This window comes from Ruegeria sp. CH8 (genome assembly GCF_056536985.1).
On record NZ_JBQFQR010000021.1, the window covers coordinates 1 to 23265 of the forward strand.

The 23265-nt window shown below is 58.9% G+C and carries 21 protein-coding genes; 12 read left to right on the forward strand and 9 right to left on the reverse strand.

The features are described from left to right. Positions 1 to 93: 93 nt before the first annotated feature. From ACR0ER_RS19910 to glyA, 5 genes are all read right to left on the reverse strand, one after another. A complete protein-coding gene (locus tag ACR0ER_RS19910) occupies positions 94 to 516 on the reverse strand; it encodes a universal stress protein (RefSeq protein ID WP_480770424.1) in 423 nt (140 codons plus the stop codon). A gap of 75 nt (positions 517 to 591) precedes the next feature. Continuing rightward, positions 592 to 1962, reverse strand: a complete 1371-nt coding sequence (locus ACR0ER_RS19915) for an alanine/glycine:cation symporter family protein (RefSeq protein ID WP_170335370.1) — start codon at positions 1960 to 1962, stop codon at positions 592 to 594. A gap of 25 nt (positions 1963 to 1987) precedes the next feature. After that, the gene (gene lipA, locus ACR0ER_RS19920) at positions 1988 to 2929 is read right to left on the reverse strand and encodes a lipoyl synthase (RefSeq protein ID WP_480770425.1); all 942 of its coding nucleotides are present in this window, start codon (positions 2927 to 2929) and stop codon (positions 1988 to 1990) included. 14 nt (positions 2930 to 2943) lie between these two features. After that, positions 2944 to 4323, reverse strand: coding sequence for a dihydrolipoyl dehydrogenase (lpdA, locus tag ACR0ER_RS19925; RefSeq protein WP_480770426.1), 1380 nt, complete (start codon positions 4321 to 4323; stop codon positions 2944 to 2946). 11 nt (positions 4324 to 4334) lie between these two features. Further along, entirely contained in the window at positions 4335 to 5588 is a 1254-nt protein-coding gene (glyA, locus tag ACR0ER_RS19930) for a serine hydroxymethyltransferase (RefSeq protein ID WP_170335374.1), read from the reverse strand. Between the two features lie 147 nt (positions 5589 to 5735). On the opposite strand from glyA, the gene ACR0ER_RS19935 reads away from it, so the two are divergent. Further along, positions 5736 to 6338: a helix-turn-helix domain-containing protein gene (locus ACR0ER_RS19935; protein ID WP_480770427.1), complete on the forward strand. Its 603-nt coding sequence runs from the start codon at positions 5736 to 5738 to the stop codon at positions 6336 to 6338. Positions 6339 to 7229: 891 nt separating this feature from the next. Here the strand turns inward: ACR0ER_RS19935 and ACR0ER_RS19940 are convergent. Continuing rightward, complete coding sequence (locus tag ACR0ER_RS19940; RefSeq protein ID WP_170335378.1) at positions 7230 to 7889, reverse strand: TetR/AcrR family transcriptional regulator; 660 nt, start codon at positions 7887 to 7889, stop codon at positions 7230 to 7232. A gap of 250 nt (positions 7890 to 8139) precedes the next feature. Between ACR0ER_RS19940 and ACR0ER_RS19945 the strand changes: the two genes are divergently transcribed. The 8 genes from ACR0ER_RS19945 (at position 8140) to ACR0ER_RS19980 (ending at position 17518) form a co-directional block, all read left to right on the forward strand. Then, positions 8140 to 9246: a sugar ABC transporter substrate-binding protein gene (locus ACR0ER_RS19945; protein WP_480770428.1), complete on the forward strand. Its 1107-nt coding sequence runs from the start codon at positions 8140 to 8142 to the stop codon at positions 9244 to 9246. 90 nt (positions 9247 to 9336) lie between these two features. Next, on the forward strand, positions 9337 to 10302 hold the full coding sequence (locus ACR0ER_RS19950; RefSeq protein ID WP_480770429.1) for an ABC transporter permease: 966 nt from the start codon (positions 9337 to 9339) through the stop codon (positions 10300 to 10302). 10 nt (positions 10303 to 10312) lie between these two features. Continuing rightward, positions 10313 to 11821 carry a sugar ABC transporter ATP-binding protein gene (locus ACR0ER_RS19955; RefSeq protein ID WP_480770430.1) on the forward strand — a complete coding sequence of 503 codons (1509 nt, stop codon included), beginning with the start codon at positions 10313 to 10315 and terminating at the stop codon, positions 11819 to 11821. A gap of 9 nt (positions 11822 to 11830) precedes the next feature. Beyond that, positions 11831 to 12772, forward strand: a complete 942-nt coding sequence (locus ACR0ER_RS19960; RefSeq protein WP_480770431.1) for an ABC transporter permease — start codon at positions 11831 to 11833, stop codon at positions 12770 to 12772. Continuing rightward, entirely contained in the window at positions 12769 to 13806 is a 1038-nt protein-coding gene (locus ACR0ER_RS19965; protein ID WP_480770432.1) for a zinc-dependent alcohol dehydrogenase, read from the forward strand. Before ACR0ER_RS19960 ends, ACR0ER_RS19965 begins: the two co-directional genes overlap by 4 nt. 21 nt (positions 13807 to 13827) lie before the next feature. Next, positions 13828 to 14385, forward strand: coding sequence for a hypothetical protein (locus ACR0ER_RS19970; protein ID WP_480770433.1), 558 nt, complete (start codon positions 13828 to 13830; stop codon positions 14383 to 14385). Between the two features lie 29 nt (positions 14386 to 14414). After that, the gene (locus ACR0ER_RS19975; RefSeq protein ID WP_480770434.1) at positions 14415 to 15917 is read left to right on the forward strand and encodes an aldehyde dehydrogenase family protein; all 1503 of its coding nucleotides are present in this window, start codon (positions 14415 to 14417) and stop codon (positions 15915 to 15917) included. After that, positions 15917 to 17518 (forward strand): GMC family oxidoreductase, encoded by a 1602-nt coding sequence (locus ACR0ER_RS19980; protein WP_480770435.1) that lies wholly within the window; start codon positions 15917 to 15919, stop codon positions 17516 to 17518. Before ACR0ER_RS19975 ends, ACR0ER_RS19980 begins: the two co-directional genes overlap by 1 nt. Before the next feature lie 74 nt (positions 17519 to 17592). Here the strand turns inward: ACR0ER_RS19980 and ACR0ER_RS19985 are convergent, their stop codons facing one another. Further along, positions 17593 to 18411, reverse strand: a complete 819-nt coding sequence (locus ACR0ER_RS19985; RefSeq protein ID WP_480770436.1) for an aldo/keto reductase — start codon at positions 18409 to 18411, stop codon at positions 17593 to 17595. 147 nt (positions 18412 to 18558) lie between these two features. Between ACR0ER_RS19985 and ACR0ER_RS19990 the strand changes: the two genes are divergently transcribed. From ACR0ER_RS19990 to ACR0ER_RS20000, 3 genes are read left to right on the forward strand one after another with little or no spacing between them, the layout of a single operon-like run. Next, positions 18559 to 20139, forward strand: coding sequence for an acyl CoA:acetate/3-ketoacid CoA transferase (locus ACR0ER_RS19990; protein ID WP_480770437.1), 1581 nt, complete (start codon positions 18559 to 18561; stop codon positions 20137 to 20139). Beyond that, on the forward strand, positions 20139 to 20903 hold the full coding sequence (locus tag ACR0ER_RS19995) for an enoyl-CoA hydratase/isomerase family protein (protein ID WP_480770480.1): 765 nt from the start codon (positions 20139 to 20141) through the stop codon (positions 20901 to 20903). Before ACR0ER_RS19990 ends, ACR0ER_RS19995 begins: the two co-directional genes overlap by 1 nt. 24 nt (positions 20904 to 20927) lie before the next feature. Continuing rightward, the gene (locus ACR0ER_RS20000; protein WP_480770438.1) at positions 20928 to 21239 is read left to right on the forward strand and encodes a Dabb family protein; all 312 of its coding nucleotides are present in this window, start codon (positions 20928 to 20930) and stop codon (positions 21237 to 21239) included. 9 nt (positions 21240 to 21248) lie between these two features. On the opposite strand, the gene ACR0ER_RS20005 is transcribed toward ACR0ER_RS20000, so the two are convergent. Together ACR0ER_RS20005 and ACR0ER_RS20010 are read right to left on the reverse strand one after the other, a co-directional pair. Next, entirely contained in the window at positions 21249 to 22109 is an 861-nt protein-coding gene (locus ACR0ER_RS20005; RefSeq protein ID WP_480770439.1) for a sugar phosphate isomerase/epimerase family protein, read from the reverse strand. Positions 22110 to 22114: 5 nt separating this feature from the next. Then, entirely contained in the window at positions 22115 to 23263 is a 1149-nt protein-coding gene (locus ACR0ER_RS20010; protein WP_480770440.1) for a dihydrodipicolinate synthase family protein, read from the reverse strand. Between the last annotated feature and the right edge of the window lie 2 nt (positions 23264 to 23265).

Consider the following 23265-nt stretch of genomic DNA (forward strand, 5'->3'; position numbering starts at 1 on the left):
CAACCAGCAAAATCAACCATCTTGCCACCCAACTCAACATGCAAGTCATACAAAGGCGTGCGCTTTACTTCAGTCATGGGTCTAACCTTTCAATCAGCGAGACTGGTCACGAACGACCATGACGGTGCAATGCGCATTGCGCACAACACGGGCGAGGTTCGGGCCAATCTCATAATTCGGGAAATCACCCTTGGTCGATGCCATGACGATCAGATCAAAGCCGTCCTTGTAGGCAAGCTTCAGGATTTCACGGTAGACACTGCCTTCTTCGACGTGGATCGCCACGTCGGAGGCATTGCCATGATCTAGAATGGCCTGAACCGCGCCCCGCACGTGGTCTTTGGCACCGGCACCATAATTGGCGGGCAGGTTTGGCAGTTGGATGATCTCGGGGATGACGGCGACCGCATGCAATTCGGCGCCGTAGAACTTTGCCTGTTCCAATGCGACCGGCAGGGCATTTTTCCACGAGCGGTCGTCGGTGTGATCAATGGGCAGCAGGATTTTCGTGGCCATCAAGTCTCTCCTCGAGATATGGAATTCTGTTTCAAAATCGGGAGGCCGGGCTGGCCCCCCATATGTTGTCAAAGATTATTCGGCAGGCGTGCCGCCGGGCTCTTCGGACTTGCCGCCCGACGCGAAGAACTCTTTCGTCAGTTTGAAGACGATCGGGCTCAGCAGGGCCAGGGCGATCAGGTTCGGGATAGCCATCATGGCGTTCAGCGTGTCCGCCAGCAGCCAGATGAAACCCAGATCCGCTGTTGCGCCGAAGTAGATCGCGACGATCCACAGAACGCGGTAAGGCATCAGGGATTTGACACCCAGCAGGAACTCAACGCATTTCTCGCCATAGAACGACCAGCCGAGGATGGTGGTGAAGGCGAAGATCGACAGCGCAATTGCGATCAGGTGACCGCCGCCCGGTAGCGAGGTTGCGAAGGCCAGCGAGGTTAGGGCCGCGCCCGACTCACCCGAAGTCCACGCACCCGACGCGATGATCGCCAGACCGGTGATCGAGCAGACGATGATGGTGTCGATGAACGTGCCCAGCATCGCGATCAGGCCCTGGTTGACCGGACCCTTGGTCTCAGCCGCTGCGTGCGCGATCGGGGCCGAGCCCAGCCCGGCTTCGTTCGAGAACACACCACGTGCCACACCAAAGCGAATGGCGGCCCAGACGGCTGCGCCTGCAAATCCACCTTCGGCGGCCGATGGGGTGAAGGCATAGGTGAAGACCAGAGACAGTGCGTTTCCGATTTCGGCGATGTTAATGATCAGAACCAGCAGGCCCGCGATGATATAGGCGATCGCCATGAACGGAACCAGCTTACCGGCAACCGCACCAATACGGGTGATACCACCCAGAATAACGGCTGCGGTCAGGACCATCAGGACAACGCCGGTAACCGAGGTGTTCACGCCGAAGTTCGATTCCAGAACCTGCGCCACACCATTGGCCTGAACGCCGTTGCCAATACCGAAGGCTGCAATTGCGCCGAACAGTGCGAAGGCGACGCCCAGCCAAGCCCATTTCGCACCCAATCCGTTCTTGATGTAGTACATCGGGCCGCCGACGAAGTTGCCCAGCTCGTCTTTTTCACGGTACTTCACCGCGCAGACGGCTTCGGCATATTTGGTGGCCATGCCCACCAGGGCGGTCATCCACATCCAAAACAAAGCGCCCGGACCGCCCAGGAAGACAGCAGTGGCCACACCGGCGATGTTACCCGTACCGATGGTCGCCGACAGCGAGGTCATAAGCGCGTTGAATGGACTGATTTGCCCTTCGCCCTGACCCTCACGGCCTTTGAACAGCAGGCTGAAGCCTGTGCCAATGCGCAGGATCGGCATGAATTTCAGCCCGACCTGCAGGAAGAAGCCAACGCCGAGGATCAGAACCAGCATCAGCGGCCCCCACACGACGCCATTGATGGCCCCTACGATTGAATTTAACGCTTCCATGGTATTCCTCCCTAGTGCGTCTGGTTTATGCCCCGGCGATGGCCCGTTGGCGGGCCTGCTTGAGGGCGGCAAAGTCTTCGTCCGCGTGGAATGACGAACGGGTCAACGGCGTGGCCGACACGTGCAAAAAGCCTTTGGAGCGGGCGATTTGCTCCAACTGAGCGAACTCTTCCGGTGTCCAGAACCGATCAATCGGATGATGTTTCGGGGTCGGCTGCAGGTATTGACCGACCGTCAGAAAATCGACATTGGCAGCGCGCAGATCATCCATCACTTGGCGCACATCACTGAGGCTTTCGCCCAAGCCGACCATCAGGCCGGACTTGGTAAAGAGCTCAGGGTTTGCGCGCTTGGCATCGTCCAACAGGCGTAAAGACGTATAGTATCGCGCGCCGGGACGAACCGTCGGATAGAGATGCGGCACCGTTTCCAGATTGTGGTTGAACACGTCGGGCGCAGCCTGAAACAGAATATCAGCGGCGTCACCCTTGCCCAGAAAATCGGGTGTCAGCACCTCGACAGTGGTGCCCGGGTTCTGGTGTCGAACCGCGCGAATTGTCTGGGCGATGTGCTCGGCCCCGCCGTCGACCAGATCGTCCCGGTCCACGGATGTAATCACCACATGGCGCAGCCCCAGTTTCTTGACTGCCACCGCAACGCGACCGGGTTCGAAAGCATCCAGCGCATCGGGACGACCTGTCGAGACGTTGCAAAAGGAACAACCCCGCGTGCAGACCTCACCCATGATCATCATAGTCGCGTGGCGCTTGGACCAGCACTCACCGATATTCGGACAAGCCGCCTCTTCACAGACAGTCGCGAGATCGTGGTCGCGCATCAGGCGACGTGTCTCGTAATACTCGGCGCTTTCGATCTTTTTCCGGCGAATCCACTTGGGTTTGCGCTGGACCACGCTGTCGACCTTTTTGGCCTTTTCCGGGTGGCGCGGGCGAAGCTGGACGGTCATCTGGCTGATCTCCCTTAAGCGTGTATCGCGCGGCCCATGGCGTCGAGGCAGGCTTCCTTGACCGCCTCTCCCATGGCAGGGTGTGCGTGACAGGTGGCGGCAACCTCGGCGACGGTTACGCCTTTCGTCATCGCCAGAACCAGTTCGGCGATCAGGTCACCGCCATGTGCGCCACAGATATGAGCGCCCAGAATTCTGCCATTCGGATCGGTAAGCACCTTGACTGCGCCGTCGGTTTCCCCGGTCGAGCGTGCGCGCGAATTCGCCATGAACGCGAACTTGCCGACCGCGTATTCGGTACCCGCGTCTTTCAGCGCTTCTTCTGTCGCCCCGACCGAGGCAACTTCGGGGTCGGTATAAACGACGCCTGGAACAGTGTTGTAGTCCACGTGACCGTCCTGCCCGGCCAGCATCTCTACGCATGCGACGCCATCTTCCTCGGCCTTATGTGCCAGCATCGGGCCGGGAATGCAGTCGCCAATCGCATAGATGCCAGGCACTGATGTGCGGAAGGTGCCGTCCACCTGAACAAATCCGCGCGGGTCAAGGACCACTCCCAGTTCTTCCAGCCCAAGCCCGCGCGTGACGGGACGGCGTCCGACGGCGATCAGAACCTTGTCGGCCTCAATCACCTCTTCCTTGTCTTTGCCAACCCGATCCAAAGTAAGCGTAAGCCCGGCGTCGGATTTTTTGACGGACTTGAGCGCGCGACCCAACTGGAATTTCAGCCCTCGCTTCGACAGCGCCCGCTGCGCCAGTTTCGCGATCTCGCCATCGATGCCGGGCAGCACGCGGTCGAGATATTCAACAACGGTGACCTTGGCGCCCAATCGCGCCCAGACCTGACCCAGTTCCAACCCGATCACCCCGGCGCCGACGACAACCAGATGGTCGGGAACGGTTTCCAGCCTGAGTGCCCCGGTCGAGCTGAGGATGTCCTGCTCGTCAATCTCCATCCCGTTCAGAGGGGTCGGTTCCGAGCCGGTGGCGATCAGGATGTTCCGGGCCTCATAGACTTCATCGCCCACCTTGACCTGCCCGTCGGCGGGGATACTGGCCCAGCCTTCGATCAGTTCTACGCCGTTTTTCTTGAACAGGAACGCGATGCCCTTGGTCAGATCGCCGACGATCTTGTCCTTGCGCCCCATCATCGCGGGCACATCGATGCTGGCCCCCTCGACCGCAATGCCATGGGAGGAGAGATGTGCAAGTTCGGCATATTTGGCCGAGGAGGTCAGCAACGCTTTGGAGGGGATGCACCCTACATTCAGACAGGTTCCGCCCAGTGCGCCGCGCCCCTCGACGCAGGCCACCTTCAGCCCCAGCTGAGCCGCGCGGATGGCCGCAACATAGCCGCCCGGGCCGCCCCCGATGACAATAAGATCGTAGGTCATTTCTTGGTCTTTCAGTAGATCGGATGGCTTGCGCACAGGGCGCGGACTTTTTCGCGGGTCGCTTGTTCGACAGTCGCGTCGCCGTCGGGCGACTGTGCCAGCGCGTCCAGAACGTCACCAATCAGATGCCCGATCTGTTTGAATTCCTCCGGACCAAAGCCGCGGCTGCATCCAGCCGCCGTGCCCAGTCGGATGCCGCTGGTGACGGTGGGTTTCTCGGGGTCGCCCGGGACGCTGTTCTTGTTGCAGGTGAAACCGGCACGCTCCAGCGCCGCTTCGGCGTCCTTGCCGGTCACGCCGATGGGGCGAAGGTCGACCAGCATCAGGTGGTTCTCGGTTCCGCCCGAAACGATATCACAACCGCGCGCCATCATGACATTGGCCAGAGCCGAGGCACTATCGACCACGCTCTGCATGTAGTCCTTGAATTCGGGCTTCAGCGCCTCGCCAAAGGCCACTGCCTTACCCGCGATCACGTGCATCAACGGACCGCCTTGCAGACCCGGGAACACGGCCGAGTTTATCTTTTTTGCCAACGCCTCGTCATTTGTCAGGATGATCCCGCCGCGTGGGCCGCGCAAAGTTTTGTGCGTCGTCGAGGTCACGACATGCGCATGACCAACGGGTGACGGGTGCAAACCGGTTGCGACCAGACCAGCAATATGGGCCATATCCGCCAGCAGCCAGGCCCCGACGTCATCCGCGATGGCGCGGAACCGGGCAAAATCAATCTGCTGGGAATAGGCCGAGGCGCCTGCGATAATCATCTTGGGCTTTTCCGCCTTGGCCAGCGCTTCAACCTGATCATAGTCGATCAGCCCGGCATCGGTCAGACCGTATTGCACCGGACGAAACCACTTGCCCGACTGAGCAGGTTTGGCACCGTGGGTGAGGTGCCCACCCGCATCGAGCGACATACCAAGGATCGTGTCACCGGGGCTGAGCAACGCCAGCTTCACCGCCCCGTTGGCCTGCGCGCCGGAATGAGGCTGCACATTGGCGAACGCACAGCCGAATAGCTTTTTAAGGCGCTCGATCGCCTCAACCTCAACCTCATCCACATACTCGCACCCGCCATAATAGCGGCGACCGGGATAGCCTTCGGCATATTTGTTCGTCAGCACGGACCCCTGCGCATCAATCACGGCCTGCGAAACGATATTCTCGGATGCAATGAGTTCGATTTGTTCTGCTTGGCGCTTGCCTTCGCGCGCAATCGACGCAGCGATGACCGGGTCAGCCTTCGTGAGCGATGTAGTGAACATAATTTTCCTCTCGCTGTATATGTGACGTACAAGGGATTTTGTTTCCTATAGTGGAAATATGACTGAAAAGGCAACACTATTCTCGTAAATGTGAAGTTGTGCATGTCAGGAGAATTGTCTAACCTTCTGCAAAGAGTGGAGATTTTGATGGCAGATGAAGCCCCGAACGACGTTTCCGGACCGGCAGATCACGATGACGGGGCGGCTTTGGGCCGGTCGATCCGGGACGCACGCCGCGCAAAAGGCTGGACTTTGGAAGAAGCCGGGCGCGCTGCGGGAATCGGTCGCTCCACCCTTTCGAAGATCGAAAACAACCAAACCCGGCCCAGCTTCGAGATTGTCAGACGGCTGACACAGGCGCTGGACTTGAGCACTCCTCAACTGTTCCTGCAGTCAGGCCAAACAGGCATTTCCGGACGCCGCGACTACACACCGTCCGGCGGCGGCGAGATACGGGATACACCCACCTACCTGCACGAGTTGCTGTGCCCTGAACTGACCAGCAAACGGATGCTGCCATATATCGCGACGATCAAAGCACGGGATGTATCCGAATTTGAAACCTGGATTCGCCACAGCGGCGAAGAGTTCATGTATGTGATCAGCGGAGAACTTACGTTCATCTCGGAACACTACCGGCCTTTGCCGATGAAAGCCGGAGACTCGCTATACTACGACAGCGGCATGGGGCATGGCTGCATCTCGACCAGCAAAGAAGATGCCAAAGTTCTGTGGGTTTCATTGGAGTAGACCAACCATCGCTTCCGCATTGGCCAATGGGATTGGTATCTGTAGTGGCTTGAGATCATAATCCGTTGGGCGCGAGATTATCGCTGTTTCTGGCTCAGATTATCTAAGACTGTAAATCGATTTGGGATCACTTTATTTGAGAACGGGATCAGAATTGTTGAGACGGGCTCACATTGCTGAGAGTGGGACCGTCGGTGTGAGACCAAACCGACGCCATCACAGTGATAACCCTGCCATCCTCATTCGCTCTGCCAGTTCGCGGGTCCGTGCGGGTTCAAGCTGCCCGCTCAGGAAGCGTGTGATCTCGGAAGGCTTGGACTGGAACTGATCCCCAATACCTTCACGGAATAGCCCTGCCGGGGGAGGTGCGGCTCCAGGTCATCGAAGTCGGGTGCCAGCGTGGCCGATACAATGTCCGGGGTGATTGGTTTCAGGCCGGTGCGGAACCCATCCTCCAAAGCCCGGTTAAAAGGATTCGGCAAACTGTAAAGGTGTGGTCAGGCGCTCTGCCAGCAGGTCGAGCGCTGCCGGTTCGATAATCTCGTCAAGTGGGGCGTCGTCCACGGCACACTGATCCAGCAATCAGTCGAGGTAAGCTCGGGCATCTTCGCCCAATCCTTCAAAGGGTAGGGTATCTGTGCGATGGCCGATCTCCTCCATGCCGGATAACAATATCGTCGAACAGGACCACCGGTTCATCAATGCTGGGCTTTAAAGCTTTTGCCTCTGCAACCCTTGATGGAATCGTGGTCGCAAATATGATCCGCGAGGGCCAACTTACGCCCGGAATCTGACTTTTCAATCAATTCGTCGAACTGGCTGCATAAGCAACGGGTTCGGTGTGAACTCATCATTCAGTCAGAATCTTCGCAACAGATCCCAGTCTGCAGCCTAGTCTTTACGGACAATTCGCATGATGCTTTCGACGTTGAAATCCAGCCGTTCGTTCAACGCTTGGTCATCCATCAGGTCGCGTTGAAACAGGTAGGATCCCGTAAATCGGTTCGTAAGATAATAGTAGCCGATAGCGGCGATGGTGATGTTCAACTGCGTTGCATCAATGCCGGGGCGGAATTCACCGAGTTCCTCACCGCGTGTGAGAATGTCCTCTACCATTTCGACCAGTCCTCGGGTGGATTCCAGAAGGCTGGGCAGCGATTTGATATGACGGGCGCGGTGCAGGTTCTCGCTGTTGACCAGGGTGATGAACTCGGGGTTCTTCAGGTAGTATTTCCATGTGAACCGAACTAGGGATTCCAAAGCATCCGAAGGCGACAAGGCCTCAAGGTTCAGTTTGCGTTCGGCGCTTCGGATATCCAGATAGGCGGCTTCCAGTACCGTGCGGAATAGCCCCTCCTTACTGCCGAAATAGTGGTACAACATTCGTTTGTTGGCGTCGGCACGTTCGGCGATTTCGTCTACCCGAGCGCCGCCCAATCCGTGTTTGGCAAATTCCTTCTTCGCGGCCTGCAGGATGCGGGCTTTGGTCGCCTCGGCGTCTCTTTTCTTTTTGATTGTCGTCTTTTCGACCACAGCCACCTCCCTTGTCATGCAGCTGTCCCGGCGCAGCAATTCTGGTCAGAGCATTTCGCACAATTGGCCGAGGTTCTTCAACTGTTCAGTACCAGCCGCCAATTCAGACCGTTCCTGTCCCAGTCTTAACGCTTGACACATCGTTTCGTAAAGAAGTAACTAGTTAGTGCATTAAGGGCGTGCGTGCCGCTGTGCGGGATCGTCGCCGGGGAGGGGTCGACACGGGAACGCCATAGATCCCAAGTGCTGATGGAAAAGGGAGGACGTCATGTCATTCATCAAGAAATACATCGAACAAGAGACGATAACCCGTCGTAACCTGCTGCTGGCATCTGTCTACGGTGTGGGTGGGGTTGCCGTTTCTAGTATGCTGGGCGGCATGGCGCGTGCAGCGATTACCGACCCGACTGTTGCCTGGTCGTATCGCAACCGGACGAACCCCTACTGGAACGAAATCGTTTCTGGTGGTGAGGCCTTTGTGGAGAGCCTCGGCAAACCCAAGGATTTCCTGACCCACCTGATCAACGAAGGCTCGTCGGAAAAATCGCTAGCGGACGTCAAGGCGCTGCTGTCCAAGACCAATGGTGAGCTGGCTTTGGCGATCGACACCAACGACGCACCCAACGCGCGTCCGGTTGTTGAATCCTGCGTTGAGGCAGGGGCCTATGTATCGACCCTTTGGAACAAGACCGACGACCTGCACCCCTGGGATTTTGGCGACAACTATGTCAGCCACATGAGCTGGTCTGACGAAGGCCCGGCGGAACAGACTGCGCGCATTCTGTTGGACGCCATGGGCGGCTCGGGCGGTGTTGTCCATCTGGGTGGTATCGCGTCGAACAATCCGGCCATTGAACGTCTGGCTGGTCTGAAAACCGCGCTGTTGGATTACCCCGATGCGGAACTGTTGGCTGCGGAACCTGCGGACTGGGATACGCAAAAGGCCAACCAGGTCATGAGCGCTTTCCTGACCCGTTACGGTGATGAGATCAAAGGCGTGCACTGCGCCAACGACACCATTGCCTATGGCGTGCTCGAAGCGTTGCGGGCCGAAGGTATCGAAGACATGCCGATCGTGTCCTATGACGGTAACCCGCAGGCTGTTGAGCTGGTCGGCGAAGGCAAGATTCTGGCAACCGTGTTCACCAACCCACATTGGGGTGGCGGCATTACGGCGGCATTGGCCTACTACGCAGCCACCGGCCACTTCAAACCGTCAGACGAGCCCAATGAGCATCGCGAATTCTACGGCCCGACCATCATGGTCCGCCCCGAAGACGCGCTGGCGTTCAAGGCGCAGTATTTGGACAGCGCTCCGGAGTATGACTGGAAAGATTTCTGGTCCACGTCGAACGGCCAGATTCAATACAAATAAACGTGTCTGCGGGCTGGTCCCTGAACCGGCCCGCTTACTCGGGTCTGCGGTGAACGCGACCCCGCCAATTCACTCAGTGGGAGGAAGCACGTGAGCAATGTGCTGACACGGGATGTGCTGATCAAATGGGCGCCCCTGATCGTCCTTTTGGTTCTGGTCCTGTTTTTCACGGCGATGGAGCCTCGATTCTTTTCGCTGCGCAATTTTGCCCGTATTGGCATTTCGTCCGCGCCGGCGCTGATGGTGGCCATCGGGGTCACGTTTATCATCATCATGGGGTCGATTGACCTGTCGATGGAGGGCACCGTGTCGGTCTGCGCCGTGGTGTTTGCGTTTGCCTTTATCGGCATGGGTGGAACGCTGGCGTCCTGGGCCTGGTTGGCCATTCCGCTGGCCCTGCTGGTGGGCGCGGTGATCGGGCTTGTTAACGGTCTTGTTCATGTATTGCTGAAAATCCCGTCATTCATGGCCTCGTTGGCGATGGGGTTTGTGGGCACCGGCTTTGCCCTGCTGCTGACCGGGGGTGACCGGATCCGGGTCGAGGATGACCTGTTCCGATCCCTGCTGACCGAGCGTTGGTTCGGGTTCCCGATCATGTGCTATGTCGCGCTGCTGTTTCTGCTGATCGCCTGGTTCATCCAGTCGCGCACGACGCTGGGCCGGAACTTCTACGCTGTCGGTGGCGGAGAAGAACTGGCCCATGCCTCGGGCCTGAACGTCAACCGCGTGCGGATCATGGGGTTTGCGTTGGCCGGTGTGTTCTATGCCGTTGGCGCGCTACTGGCGGTTGGACGGATCGGGATTGCCGAAACCGCGACGGGTTCGAACTTCATGTTCGTGTCGATCACCTCGGTTGTCGTCGGCGGCACCGCGCTGTGGGGCGGCATCGGCGGCGTGTGGAACACGCTGATCGGGGTGCTGATCGTCAACGTGATCAACAACGGCATGGTCGTGATCGGACTGCCCGGCTACGTGCAGGACGGTGTTCTGGGCGTGTTGGTCATCGCTGCGGTGGTTCTGTCGACCGACCGCAAATCCGTAACCTTCGTGAAATAGGGGCGGGCTGATGTACGAACTGATCAATGTCGATAAGAAATTCCCAGGCGTCCACGCGCTGAAATCCGTGAACTTTCAGATCGGACGGGGTGAAATCGTGGGTCTGGTTGGCGAAAACGGCGCCGGTAAATCCACCCTGATGAAGGTCATTTACGGTGCCTATCAGCCCGATGGTGGTGACATCACCATCGACGGCACCAAAGTCCGCTTTCAGAACCCGCGTCAGGCCATGGATCACGGCATCGGCATGGTGTTTCAGGAACAATCCCTGATCACAAACCTGACCGTGATGGAGAACATCTTTCTGGGCTTTGAGCAGCAATTCGTCAGCTATGGCGTGATCAACTGGAAAGCCATGGCCGAAGCCGCGCGCAAGCAACTGGCCAAGGTCAAGCTGGATATCGATCCGGCCATGATCACCTCGAAACTCTCCTTTGCCCAGCGTCAGCTGGTTGAGTTGGCCAAGGTGCTGACGTTGGAAGAGCGGATCGACGGCGATCTGGTGATCCTGCTGGACGAACCAACCTCGGTTCTGGCGAAGGAAGAGGTCGAGCTGCTGTTCAGCCTTGTGCGCGAACTGACCAACCGGGCGTCGTTCATCTTTGTCAGCCACCGCATGGACGAGGTTCTGGACCTGTCCGACCGCATCTACGTGATGAAAGACGGCGAGATTGTCGACGTCGTCGCCCATGCCGATGCCGAAGTCGATGCGATCCAGCACAAGATGGTCGGGCGCGACGTAGACAAGGAATATTATCGCGAGCAGAAGCAGAAACCCTATCAGACTGAGGCGCAGCCGCTGGTTGCCTTCAACGACGTGTCTGTGACGGGAAAATACGCGAATATCTCATTCGAGCTGCGCCCGGGAGAAGTTTTGTGTCTGGTTGGCACCGAAGGGTCCGGGCGCGAGGCGATCCTGCGTACGATCTTCGGTCTGGAAACTCCGTCCTCGGGCACGGTGGCGCTCAAAGGTCAAACCGTCGGCAAATTCAACGCGCAGGCCGGTGTGGCAGGCGGCGTGGGGTACATCCCGCGCGAACGCAAGGTCGAAGGTATCGTGGCCGGGATGAACGTCTACGAGAACATGACGCTCAGCCAGATGGGGAATTACGCCAACTCTGGCGTGCTGCGCATTGGCGAGGAAAAGTCGCTGGCCAAGCAGTGGATCGACCGTTTGGCGATCAAGACCCCGGATGTCTACAAGGATTGTGGCGGCTTGTCGGGCGGCAACCAGCAAAAGGTTGTGCTGGCCAAGTGGCGCTCTGCCGGTTCGGACATCATCCTCCTGGATCACCCGACGCGAGGTCTGGATATCGGCGCCAAGGAAGACGTCTATGACATGGTGCGCGAGATGTCGGATGACGGCGTGGGCATCATTCTGGTCGCCGATACTCTGGAAGAGGCCATCGGCCTCAGCCACACAATCATCGTTCTGAAGGACGGTGTTGAACAGAAACGTTTCGATTGCAGCCCGGGGGACAAGCCGTCGCTTTATGACCTTGTCCACCATATGATCTGAGGCCACCCCATGAGTTTTGAACGTATCAAACCCCATCTGCCCTGGATCACCCTGCTGGTTCTGGTGCTGGTCGTCGGCGGGGCGGATTCCAACTTTCTGCGGCCGGCGAACCTGATCTCGATGATGGCCGACATTGTGCCGCTGTTCATCATGGCACTGGGGATGACCTTTGCGATCTATATCGGCGGTATCGACCTGTCGGCGCAGTCCATCGCCAATATGACCACCGTGGTTGCGACCATTGCACTGCCGACCTTTGGCATCGGCGCGGCGCTGCTGTGCATCCTGTCGGGCGTGGTGCTGGGCAGTATCTCGGGTTATGTGACGACGCGGCTTTACGTGCCGTCCTTCATCTCGACGCTGGCGGTAGGTGGTATCGCCTTTTCCGCGGCGCAATACATGTCGGGCCAGCGCGCCCTGTTCATGGATGCGACGCTGCGGGATTCAACCTTTGGCTGGATGACTGGCTCGGTTGCCGGATTGCCAAGCGAATTGATCATTGCGGCTGTTCTGGTTCTGGGCGCATGGTTTCTGCAATCGCGGACAACTTTCGGGCGCGCGCTCAAGGCGGTTGGCGCGGGGGAACCTGCAGCCGTCGCCTCGGGGCTGAACGTCAATCGGATCAAGATCATGGCATTCGCGTTGTCCGGCGGACTAGCGGCGATTGCAGGCTTGCTGTTCTCGGTGAAACTCTCTGGTGGTTCTCCCACACTGGCGAACGGGTTCTTGCTGCCTGCAATCGTCGCGGTTCTGGTCGGAGGCACCCCGCTGACCGGTGGTGTCGGCGGGGTCATCAACACGCTGATCGGCACGCTGATCGTGGCGGTGATCCGGTCGTCGATGTTGTATTTCGAGGTGGATGCGACCCAGCAGCAGATGGTGTTCGGCCTGATCCTGATCGCGGCGATTGCGCTGACCATCGACCGAACCAAGCTGAGGGTCGTGAAATGACCGACACCATGAAAGCCGCCGTTCTTGTAAAGCCCGGCCAGTTTGAGGTACGGGAGGTTCCCCGCCCCGAACCCGGTCGGGAGGAGGTTCTGGTGCGCATTTCACGGGTCGGTATCTGCGGCACCGATATCCACATTTTCAACGGTCACTATGCGGCGGAAAACCTGCCGATGATCCCGGGGCATGAATTCACCGGAAATGTCGCCGAACTGGGCGAGGGCGTCTCGGGCCTGACCGTCGGTGCGCCGGTGGTTGTTGATATGAATATCGGCTGTGGCACCTGTTTCTGGTGCAGACGGAATGAGATCCTGAACTGCCCCGAGATGCAGCAGATGGGCATCACAAGGGATGGGGCCTTTGCCGAATACATCTGTGTTCCGGCAAGGTTGATGATCCCGGCGCCGAAGGACGTTCCGGCCGATGTGCTCGCCCTGACCGAGCCTCTAGCCTGCGTTGTGCGCTGCGCCCGCAAGGCCAATATCACCTTCGGCCAATCTGTCGTGGTGCTTGGGGCGGGGCCGATCGGAAACCTGCACGTCCAGCTGTTGCGTACTATCGGGGCGGCACCGATCATCGTGGCGGATTTGTCCGAAGACAGGGTGCAGATGGCGTTGGAGGCTGGCGCGGATGTGGGTGTCACCGACCCGTCAGAGCTGGAGGGAACCGTTCTGCGCCATACGGAAGGTCGCGGTGCGGATGTGGTGATCGAAAGCGTCGGGCTGCCTGCGCTTTACCAACAGGCGGCGCGGCTGATCCGCAAAGGTGGGCATATCGCGGCCTTCGGCCTTACTGGCGCGGGCGAGACTTTGCCCGTCGATATTTTGCAAACGATCCTGCAGGAAAACTCGATCAAGGGGTCGGTTGCGGGCATGGGGCAGGATATGCACGACGCCCTGACCTTGCTGACCCATGGCCGGATCAAAACCGAGCGCTTCACCGGTGCCTCATACGCGCTGGATCACATTCAACAGGCGTTTGACAGCTTTACTGACAGGCCCGGTGATTTGAAGACCCAGATCGTCCTGACGCATTAGCCAAAGTGGGAGGAAAGACCAATGACCGTTGAAGTTTACACGTCCAAACCCGAAGGCATGATCCCCAACAGCCGCTTTCCGCTGCTGATCTATCGCGGAGCGATACCGGGTGGCGGGGTAGATGCAGTAAAGGCCCGGTTCCGTGAAAACGGATGGGGCAACAACTGGGAATATCCCGGGGTGTATGAATACCCTCACTTCCACTCGACCTCTCACGAATGCCTGGGCTGCGCCCGCGGCTGGATGGAGTTCAACCTGTCGGTCGAAGGCTGGACCCGGGTCCGGATCGAGGCCGGTGACGTGATCGTCATGCCCGCCGGGGTCAGCCATGAGATGGTTGGCCATTCCGAGGACATCATGATGTGCGGCGGATATGCCGGGGGCCGAGACTGGGACAACATTCAGGAAGCATTCCTGACGCCCGAGATGTTTCAGGCCGCGGTAAAACGCATCATGATGCTACCGATCCCCGACAAGGACCCCGCAACAGGGGACATTTTGCTTCAATGGCATGATGCACCGTCATCTGTGGATGGCGGCTGGAACGATTTCCGCGACGGGTTAGACGCCTCCGCCTAGCCTGCCGCCCCAAATTCGGAGCCTTTCTAATGGACCAAAACAGCCAGATACTGACACCACCCTCTGAACCCCGCGAGTTCGGGTTTTTCATGGGCGGCGATTGGGTGCCTGCCGGGGATCGCGACATGTTCGAGCGGTCTTCGCCCGGACATGGCGTGCCTGTAACTCGCATCCCGCGCTGCACCGAAGAGGATTTGAACGCCGTGGTCGCCTCGGCCCGGACGGCGTTTGATGACCGTCGGTGGTGCGGTCTGTCGGGTGCCGACCGTGCTGCGGTGCTGCTGAAGGCGGCTGAGCTGATCCGCCAGCGTACGGATGAGATCGCCTATTGGGAAACGCTGGAAAACGGCAAGCCGATTGCGCAGGCGCGTGGAGAGGTCAGCGGCTGTGTCGGTATGTTCGAATTTGCCGCCGGTCTGGCGCGGGCGCTGCACGGGGACAGTTTCAACAACAGCGGTGATGGCGCCATGGGTATCGTCACGCGTGAACCGGTTGGCGTGGTCGGCCTGATCACGCCGTGGAACTTCCCGTTCCTGATCCTGTGTGAGCGTGTGCCCTATATTCTGGCGTCGGGCTGCACCATCGTTTCGAAACCATCCGAAGTGACGAGCGCCACCACGCTGATGCTGGCTGAGATCCTGTCCGAGGCCGGTCTGCCGGATGGCGTGTTCAACGTCGTCACCGGATCGGGCAGCGTGATTGGCCAGAAACTGGCCGAGCATGTGGACGTGGACATGCTGTCGTTTACGGGCTCAACCGCAGTGGGTCGCTCGGTCGTTGCGGCGGCGGGGCAGAGCAACTTCAAGAAGTTAGGCCTGGAGTTGGGCGGAAAGAACCCACAGATCGTGTTCGCTGATGCCGATCTGGAAGACGCCGCTGATGGTGTCGCCTTCGGTATCGTCTTCAACACCGGGCAGTGTTGCGTATCAGGTGCGCGGCTGCTGGTCGAGCGTTCGGTTGCGGATAAGTTCGCCGAAATGGTCGCTGATAAGCTGCGCAAGGTGCGCGTGGGTGATCCGCTGGACGAGCGTACGCAGGTCGGTGCCATCACCACCGATGCGCAGAACCGGACGATCCTGTCCTACATCACCAAAGGTCAGGAAGAGGGCGCGACCCTGCTGGCCGGGGGCACCACGCCCGAAATCTCGGGCGGGCAGTACATCGATCCGGTCGTCTTTACCGGCGTAACCAACGACATGGTGATCGCCCGCGAAGAGATTTTCGGCCCGGTGCTGGTCGTAATCCCGTTTGACACGATTGACGAGGCGATCGCGATTTCCAACGATACCGAATACGGTCTGGCGGCCAGCGTCTGGACCAAGCATATCGATAAGGCACTGACGATCTCTCGCCGTGTTCAGGCCGGGCGGTTCTGGGTGAACACAACTCTGGCCGGTGGGCCCGAGTTGCCGATTGGCGGGTTCAAAGCCTCGGGTTGGGGTCGTGAGGCGGGAATGCATGGGGTTGAGGAATACACGCAGATCAAGTCGATTCATGTCGAGATCGGCAAGCGGTCGCATTGGGTAGAGTGATGGCTGAAACCGGATATGACTATATCATCGTCGGCGGCGGCTCGGCCGGATGCGTTCTGGCCAACCGCCTGACCGAAGACAGCGCGGTCAGGGTGCTGCTGCTTGAGGCAGGTGGAAAGGACAGCCATCCGCTGATCCACATGCCGGTGGGCTTTGCCAAGATGACCGATGGCCCTCATACATGGGGTTTTACCACGGTCCCACAGGTCAACGCCAACAACCGCGAGATTCCCTATGCGCAGGGTCGGGTGATCGGTGGCGGCAGCTCGATCAATGCCGAGGTGTTCACCCGCGGCAATGCCATCGATTACGACCGCTGGGCCAATGAAGAAGGCTGCGAAGGCTGGGCGTTCAAGGACATCCAGAAGTACTTTGTCCGGTCCGAACGCAACGCCATCCTGTCTGGCGACTGGCACGGAACTGAAGGGCCGCTAGGTGTGTCGAACCTTGATGCTCCGCAGAAAATGACGCGGGCCTTCGTGCGTTCCTGTCAGGAAGCGGGAATTCCCTACAACCCGGATTTCAATGGTCCGGTTCAGGAAGGCGCCGGCGTCTATCAGACGACCACGTGGAACGCCAAACGCTGTTCTGCGGCGGTGGGGTATCTGAAACCTGTCCTGTCCCGACCGAACCTGACCCTTGAAACCGGATGCCAGGTGCATCGCGTAGCAATCGAAGGCGGTCGGGCCACTGGCGTCGAGTACGATAAGGTCGGGCAGATGCGCAGGGCGACCGCTGATCAGGAGGTTCTGGTAACCTCGGGCGCAATCGGATCGCCGAAGTTGATGCTGTTGTCCGGCGTTGGCCCTGCAGCGCATCTGCGTGAGCATGGGATCGAGGTCAAACAGGACCTGCCGGGCGTTGGTGAAAACCTGAACGACCATTTCGGTATCGACATCGTGGCCGAACTGAACGGCCATCACAGCCTGGACAAATACAACAAGCCGCATTGGGCGGTCTGGGCCGGGATGCAGTATTATCTCTTTGGCTCGGGGCCAGTCGCGTCGAATGTCGTTGAGGGGGGAGCATTCTGGTATGCGGATAGCTCACAACCCGCGCCGGACCTGCAGTTCCATTTCCTTGCCGGAGCAGGTGCCGAGGCTGGGGTCCCGAGCGTGCCGACAGGCAGCTCTGGCATCACGCTGAACTCTTACACACTGCGTCCCAAGGCGCGGGGCACCGTGCGGCTGCGGTCTAACAGGGTTGAGGACAGGCCTCTGGTCGATCCCAACTTCCTTGGGCACCCGGATGATCTGAAAACCTCGGTCGAAGGGGTCAAGCACAGCGTGGAAATTTTCCGGCAGAAAAGTCTGCAGAAATACATCCGCCAGATCCGCTTCCCCGATGACAGCGTGAAGACGCAGGCCGATTTCGAGGCCTATGCGCGGCAATACGGCCGGACGTCCTATCACCCGACCTGTACCTGCAAGATGGGGGTAGATGAAATGGCGGTGGTTGATCCGCAGATGCGTGTGCGGGGGATCGATGGGCTGCGGATCTGCGACAGCTCGGCCATGCCCAGCCTGATCGGATCAAACACCAATGCACCTACGATCATGATGGCAGAAAAGGCATCAGACATGATCCGGGGCAATCACTGAGTCTCTCGGCTCTCAACGGCTCAGGAATTTTCTCGGAAACAGGCGGTGCCACGGTTGGCACCGCCTTTTTTCATTCAGTCCCACTTGGGCGCCCAAGGCACCAAGTCTTCGCCAACAATTCGGTAACCGGTGTGGGTTTTGGCGTCGATCCGGTCCATGTCTTTGCTGGACAGCGTGAAATCCATAACGTCGAAGTTGGCGTCGATATTGGCGCGTTTGGTCGACATCGTGTTGATCGAAACGCCTTTCTGCAAAATCCAGCGCAAGACAACCTGTCCCGCAGTCTTGCCATAGGTCTGGCCAATCTCGTCAAAGATCGAGTGTTTGAAGACCTCACCGCGCGCGACCGAGCAGTAAGATGACAGGGGAATGCCGGTTTCCGTGGCCGCCGCCAGCAGAGTGTCCTGATTGAGCAGTGGGTGAAACTCGACTTGATTGGTGACCAGGGGAGTGTCGATGATCTTGACCGCGTCGCGCATCATCTGGGCGGTATAGTTCGACACGCCGATATTCCTGGCCAGCCCCTTGGCATGGGCCTGTTCCAGCAGTCTCAGCGAGGGGGCGATATCTTCGCCAATTGGCGGCCAGTGCAGCAGCAGGACGTCAACATAATCCAGTTGCAGTTTCTTCAGGCTTTCCTCGACTGACGGAATGAATGCCTCTTCGGTGAAATTGTCGGGGTGAACCTTCGTGGTCACGCAGATTTCGTCCCGGTCGAAACCAAGCTCGGCCAGAGCGTCGCCGGTTTCCTTTTCATTCTCATACATCTGCGCGGTGTCGAACGAGCGATACCCAACCTCGGCAGCGATCTTCATCGCATCGCGAAGCTCGTCCCCGGTCAGGGGATAGGTGCCGAAGGTGCGCTGATTGGTTTTCTGAAAGTAAATGTTCACGATGATCCTCCCAAAGAACAGCCTTGAAAGTAACCTAATAGTTACTTAGTGTCAGGTCAATTCCCGCGTTCTGCTAATACCTGTTGATTTTCGCACACTCTCACGGCATAAAAGATATAACCAGTTAGTTACTTTTGTGAGGATCGCATGACCAAGCAGATGACGGCGCGCGAAGCAGCAAATCTTGTGCCTGACGGGGCGACCGTGGCGGTGAATTCGTCCAGCGGCCTGTGCTGTCCGGATGCGATTCTCAAAGGTCTTGGCGAACGTTTTGAAGATGAAGGCGCACCACGGGACCTGACGACGATTCACCCCATCGCAGCGGGTGATATGTTCGGCACCAAAGGGGTAGATCACATCGCCAAGCCGGGGCTTCTGACCCGGATAATCGGAGGATCGTACCCGTCGGGTCCCAGCAAGGCCGAACCGCCATTGGTGTGGCAGATGATCACCGCCGAACAGGTGCGCGCCTATAACGTGCCCTCGGGCATTATTTTCGACATGCTGCGCGAGGCAGCGGCCAAGCGTCCGGGCGTTCTGACCAAGGTGGGGATGGACACATTTGTCGATCCCGACATCGAAGGCTGTGCTATGAATGACGCGGCCCGCGCCGAACCCATCGTCAAACGTATGGAGTTCGAGGGCGACGACTGGCTGTATTTCAAATCCATGGCCCCTAATGTCGCGATCATCCGCGCGACCACGGCTGACGAAAAGGGCAATCTGAGCTTTGAACACGAAGGCGCCTATCTGGGTGCGATGGAAATGGCGCTAGCCGCGCGCAACAATGGCGGCGTGGTCATCGCGCAGGCCAAGCGTGTCGCCGCCGCAGGCAGCATCCGCCCGCATGATGTGCATGTGCCGGGTATTCTGGTGGATGCTATCGTTGAAGCGCCGGATCAGCTGCAAACCACTGCCACCGAATACGACCCGGCGATTTCAGGTGAGTTGACGCGTTCGCTGGAAAGTTTCCGCACGGCCGAGTTCAATGTGGGCAAGGTGATTGCGCGCCGTGTGGCGATGGAACTGAAGGACGGCTGGGCGGTCAATATCGGCTTTGGCATCTCGGCCAATGTCCCCCGTATTCTGGTTGAAGAGGGGCTTCATGGCTCGGTCACATGGATGATCGAACAAGGTGCCGTGGGCGGCGTGCCGCTGCTGGACTTCAAATTCGGTTGTTCCGCCAATGCCGAGGCGTTCGTGCCCTCGCCACATCAGTTCTGCTATTTCCAGGCGGGCGGATTTGATGCCTCGCTCTTGTCGTTCCTCGAAGTTGACAAACACGGATCAGTAAATGTCTCTCGCCTGTCTGCCATTCCACACCGGACGGCGGGGGCGGGCGGTTTTGTCGATATCACGGCGCGCGCCCGCAAGATCGTGTTCTCGGGCAATTTCAACGCCGGGGCTAAGATGGCAATTGAAAACGGACAGGTGAAAATCCTGCAAGAGGGCAAAGTTGCCAAATTCGTCGATGAAGTCGACCAGATTTCCTTCTCGGGTACACGCGCCAAGGCGCAGGGGCAGGACGTGACCTATGTGACCGAACGCTGTGTCATCAAACTGACCGATCAGGGGTTGATGGTCACGGAAGTCGCGCCCGGTCTGGACGTGCAGCGCGACGTTTTGGATCAGGCCGCGACACCTTTGTTGGTTTCCGATGATCTGAAAACCATGGATAACGCCCTGTTTGATCCGGCCCTGATGGGGCTGGACCTGCCTGCCGCGTGATGGAACACTTTCTGCTGGATATCAGCGACGGAATTGCCCGTCTAACGCTCAACCGGCCCGAGCGGCTGAACGCTCTGACCGAGAAGATGATGGATGATCTGATGGCGCTGTGTCGTCAGATCGAACATGCCGAGGATGCGCATGTTGTGATCCTGACCGGGGCTGGCAAAGCCTTCTGCGCGGGTGGTGATATCAACGCCTGGGCGGCACGGTCAGCTGACGGGTTCGGGCGGCATTGGCTGCGCGATGGCCATCAGGCATTGGATGCGCTGACCCGATTGCGTCAACCGGTGATTGCGGTTCTGAACGGCCATGTACTGGGCGGTGGATTGGAACTGGCGGCCTGTGCCGACTATCGCATTGCGGAATCGCATATCCGCATTGGACAGCCGGAACCCGCGCTTGGGATCATCCCCGGCTGGTCTGGGACGCAGCGCACCGTGCGCCGTTTCGGCTCACAATTGGTACGACGCATGGCGATCTTTGGTGAGGAGTTTACCGCGAGCGATGCTCTGACCTTAGGTCTGGTCGATCTAGTCGCAGAAAAAGGTCAGGGTCTTGCGGCTGCTACGGACCTGGCCGATCGGATGCGCCATCGCGGGCCGGTCGCGACCGAGTTGGTGAAAATGCTGATCAACGCCGCCGAAGGCGAAGAGAGTGAGCGGGTGTTTGAATCGCTAGCGGGTTGGGTCGCCGCCGCGCAGCCCGAGCTACAGGTCGGTCTGGCCGCATTCAAAGACCGCAAAAAGGCGGATTTCTGGTAATCGTCTCTGGGAGGGAAGAACGAAATGATACGTCATCTGGTGCATCTGCGCTTTGAAAGCGATGTCTCCGAGGCTGAGAAGTCCGCTCTTTATAAGGATCTGGAAGGTTTGAAAGGGCATATCGACGGTATTGTCGATTTCCAGAGCCGCAGCAATGTGTCTGTTGAAACCGATCTTGTGCGCGATTTCAACGACATGTTCTGGTTTGACTTCAGGGATGCGGCAGTGCGCGATGCGTACCTTGTCGACCCGACCCATCAGGAGATCGGCGGCCGCATCGTGGCGAAAACCGTGGGCGGTGTGGACGGCGTGTTTGTCTGCGATATCGAGGTTTGATTGCGGAGCCTAACAGCAGGTTCTGAAGCGATCCACGATCACGTCCAGAACCTCGTTCGGGTCTCGTTTCCACCAGTTTTCGGCCGAGAAAATCTCAACCTCGCACAGGCCATCATACCCCGCATCCTCAACGGCCGCGCGCAGCGCGTACAGATCGGCAACGCCGTCGCCCATCATGCCCCGGTCTAGCAGGACGTCTGAGGTATCGGCCAGCCAGTCGCACAGGTGATAGCCGAGAATTCGGCCCTTGGCGCGGGTGGCTAGCGTGTCCGCCAGAGTCGTGTCCCACCAGACGTGATAAACGTCGATGGCAACCCCCACATTATCCGCGCCAACCGTATCGCAGACGTTCAGCGCATCCGCTGCGGTCATCAGACAGGTACGGTTGCCGGCGGTCGCTGGGTTCAGCGGTTCAAGGGCCAGTTCGACACCGCGTTCCGCCGCGTACGGGGCCGCGCGCGCCACGCGGTCCGCAAGGATTTTCTGGCTTTCCAGAACACCTTTGGTTCCCGGTTCCGGGCCGCCTGTTACGATGGTTAGGACATCAGTTTCCAGCGCGGCGGCCTGATCGATCGACAGGCGAAAATCATCCATGATTTCCTGATCGGAAGGCAGCGCAAGCGGCCCTGTCAGAAACGGTGTGCGGCACAAGCCAACCACCTGCATACCCGCGTCACGGACTCGCTGACCGATCTGCGCCGCGCGCCCGGCTAGCTCGCGTCGCCAGAAGGTAATCCCGCCATATCCGCGTGCTGCGCAGGCATCGATCACCTGCTCTGGGCTCCACCCCGCGCCGTGGCCATCCAGATTGTGCCCCAGAGTGGCCGTGTTCAGCGCCAGTACGGAGTGATCCTGCGAGAAATCGCGCATCGCACTCAGGCCCCGTAGAGTTTTAGCATGTGGCCCATGCGTTCAACTGCCAGATCGGGGTCGCGCAGCAACCCGCATTCATCAGCCATTTTGAAACAGTCTGTGAAATAGGGCAGGGACCGGGTCGCCTGCGCGCCGTTCAGCATGATGAAATGGTCCTGAAACCCATTCAGCCAGGCCAGAAACACAACACCGGTTTTGTAGTATTGCGTAGGTGCGCGAAAGATATGCCGGGCCAGCGGCACGGTTGGGTCCAGCGTCGCGCGGAAGGTCTTGGCGTCTCCTTCGCTCAGCTTGCTGACCGCAAAAGCTGCTGCCGGGGCGAGGGGGTCAAATATTCCCAACAGCGCGTGGGAGTGGCCCTGCTCGTCGCCTTCGATCAACTCGGGGTAGTTAAAGTCGTCGCCCGTGTACATGCGAACGCCTTCAGGCAGGCGGCGGCGCATGATGATCTCTTTCTCGGCGTCCAAAAGAGAAATCTTGATCCCGTCCACCTTGTCCACATTGGCTCCGATGATCGACAGCGCGGTTTCCAGCGCCTCATCGAAACTGTCCGCGCCCCAATACCCGGCAAGCTGCGGGTCAAACATCGCACCCAGCCAGTGCAGGATGACAGGTTCATCACAGGCGGCCAGAACGTCGTTGTAAACCGAGATATAGTCATCCGGCCCGGTCGCCACTTTGGCCAAAGCGCGCGAAGCCATCAGGATGATCCGCCCGCCCAGTTTCTGGATCGCCTCAACTTGCTCAAGATAAGCGCGGCGCACGTCATCCAGCGATTTCGCATCCGCCGGGTCCAGATGATCCGTGCCGCAGCCATTGCCGACCAGCGCGTCGGGCAGTTCTTCCTTGGTGCGCCGGATCAGTTCCAGCGCACCGTTCCAGTCCAGCCCCATGCCGCGCTGCGCAGTGTCCATTGCCTCGGCGATGCCCATGCCCATACCGGCCAGATAGTGGCGGAATTCCATGGTCTTGCCCCAGTCTACATGCGCCGGACCGGTCGGGTCGTGATCGCCAAACGGGTCCGCCACCACATGGGCTGCGGAATATAGAATCCGAGCCGAGTTTGGGGTCAGCTTCGACGGCGCGACCGGGGTGCCGACTAGCGCGTAGTCTTGCTGTTTTCCGGTGGTATCAGGCAGCTGAATTTTCATCG

Bases quoted from the DNA above. Each gene is read 5' to 3' on its own strand.
- ACR0ER_RS19980 (WP_480770435.1), top strand. From the start codon at position 15,917: ATGGCTGAAACCGGATATGACTATATCATCGTCGGCGGCGGCTCGGCC.
- ACR0ER_RS20005 (WP_480770439.1), bottom strand. From the start codon at position 22,109: ATGCGCGATTTCTCGCAGGATCACTCCGTACTGGCGCTGAACACGGCC.
- glyA (WP_170335374.1), bottom strand. From the start codon at position 5,588: ATGTTCACTACATCGCTCACGAAGGCTGACCCGGTCATCGCTGCGTCG.
- lpdA (WP_480770426.1), bottom strand. From the start codon at position 4,323: ATGACCTACGATCTTATTGTCATCGGGGGCGGCCCGGGCGGCTATGTT.
- ACR0ER_RS19910 (WP_480770424.1), bottom strand. From the start codon at position 516: ATGGCCACGAAAATCCTGCTGCCCATTGATCACACCGACGACCGCTCG.
- ACR0ER_RS19955 (WP_480770430.1), top strand. From the start codon at position 10,313: ATGTACGAACTGATCAATGTCGATAAGAAATTCCCAGGCGTCCACGCG.
- ACR0ER_RS19975 (WP_480770434.1), top strand. From the start codon at position 14,415: ATGGACCAAAACAGCCAGATACTGACACCACCCTCTGAACCCCGCGAG.
- ACR0ER_RS19915 (WP_170335370.1), bottom strand. From the start codon at position 1,962: ATGGAAGCGTTAAATTCAATCGTAGGGGCCATCAATGGCGTCGTGTGG.
- ACR0ER_RS19945 (WP_480770428.1), top strand. From the start codon at position 8,140: ATGTCATTCATCAAGAAATACATCGAACAAGAGACGATAACCCGTCGT.
- ACR0ER_RS19940 (WP_170335378.1), bottom strand. From the start codon at position 7,889: ATGACAAGGGAGGTGGCTGTGGTCGAAAAGACGACAATCAAAAAGAAA.
- ACR0ER_RS19965 (WP_480770432.1), top strand. From the start codon at position 12,769: ATGACCGACACCATGAAAGCCGCCGTTCTTGTAAAGCCCGGCCAGTTT.
- ACR0ER_RS19990 (WP_480770437.1), top strand. From the start codon at position 18,559: ATGACCAAGCAGATGACGGCGCGCGAAGCAGCAAATCTTGTGCCTGAC.
- ACR0ER_RS19960 (WP_480770431.1), top strand. From the start codon at position 11,831: ATGAGTTTTGAACGTATCAAACCCCATCTGCCCTGGATCACCCTGCTG.
- ACR0ER_RS19935 (WP_480770427.1), top strand. From the start codon at position 5,736: ATGGCAGATGAAGCCCCGAACGACGTTTCCGGACCGGCAGATCACGAT.
- ACR0ER_RS19995 (WP_480770480.1), top strand. From the start codon at position 20,139: ATGGAACACTTTCTGCTGGATATCAGCGACGGAATTGCCCGTCTAACG.
- ACR0ER_RS19970 (WP_480770433.1), top strand. From the start codon at position 13,828: ATGACCGTTGAAGTTTACACGTCCAAACCCGAAGGCATGATCCCCAAC.
- lipA (WP_480770425.1), bottom strand. From the start codon at position 2,929: ATGACCGTCCAGCTTCGCCCGCGCCACCCGGAAAAGGCCAAAAAGGTC.
- ACR0ER_RS20010 (WP_480770440.1), bottom strand. From the start codon at position 23,263: ATGAAAATTCAGCTGCCTGATACCACCGGAAAACAGCAAGACTACGCG.
- ACR0ER_RS20000 (WP_480770438.1), top strand. From the start codon at position 20,928: ATGATACGTCATCTGGTGCATCTGCGCTTTGAAAGCGATGTCTCCGAG.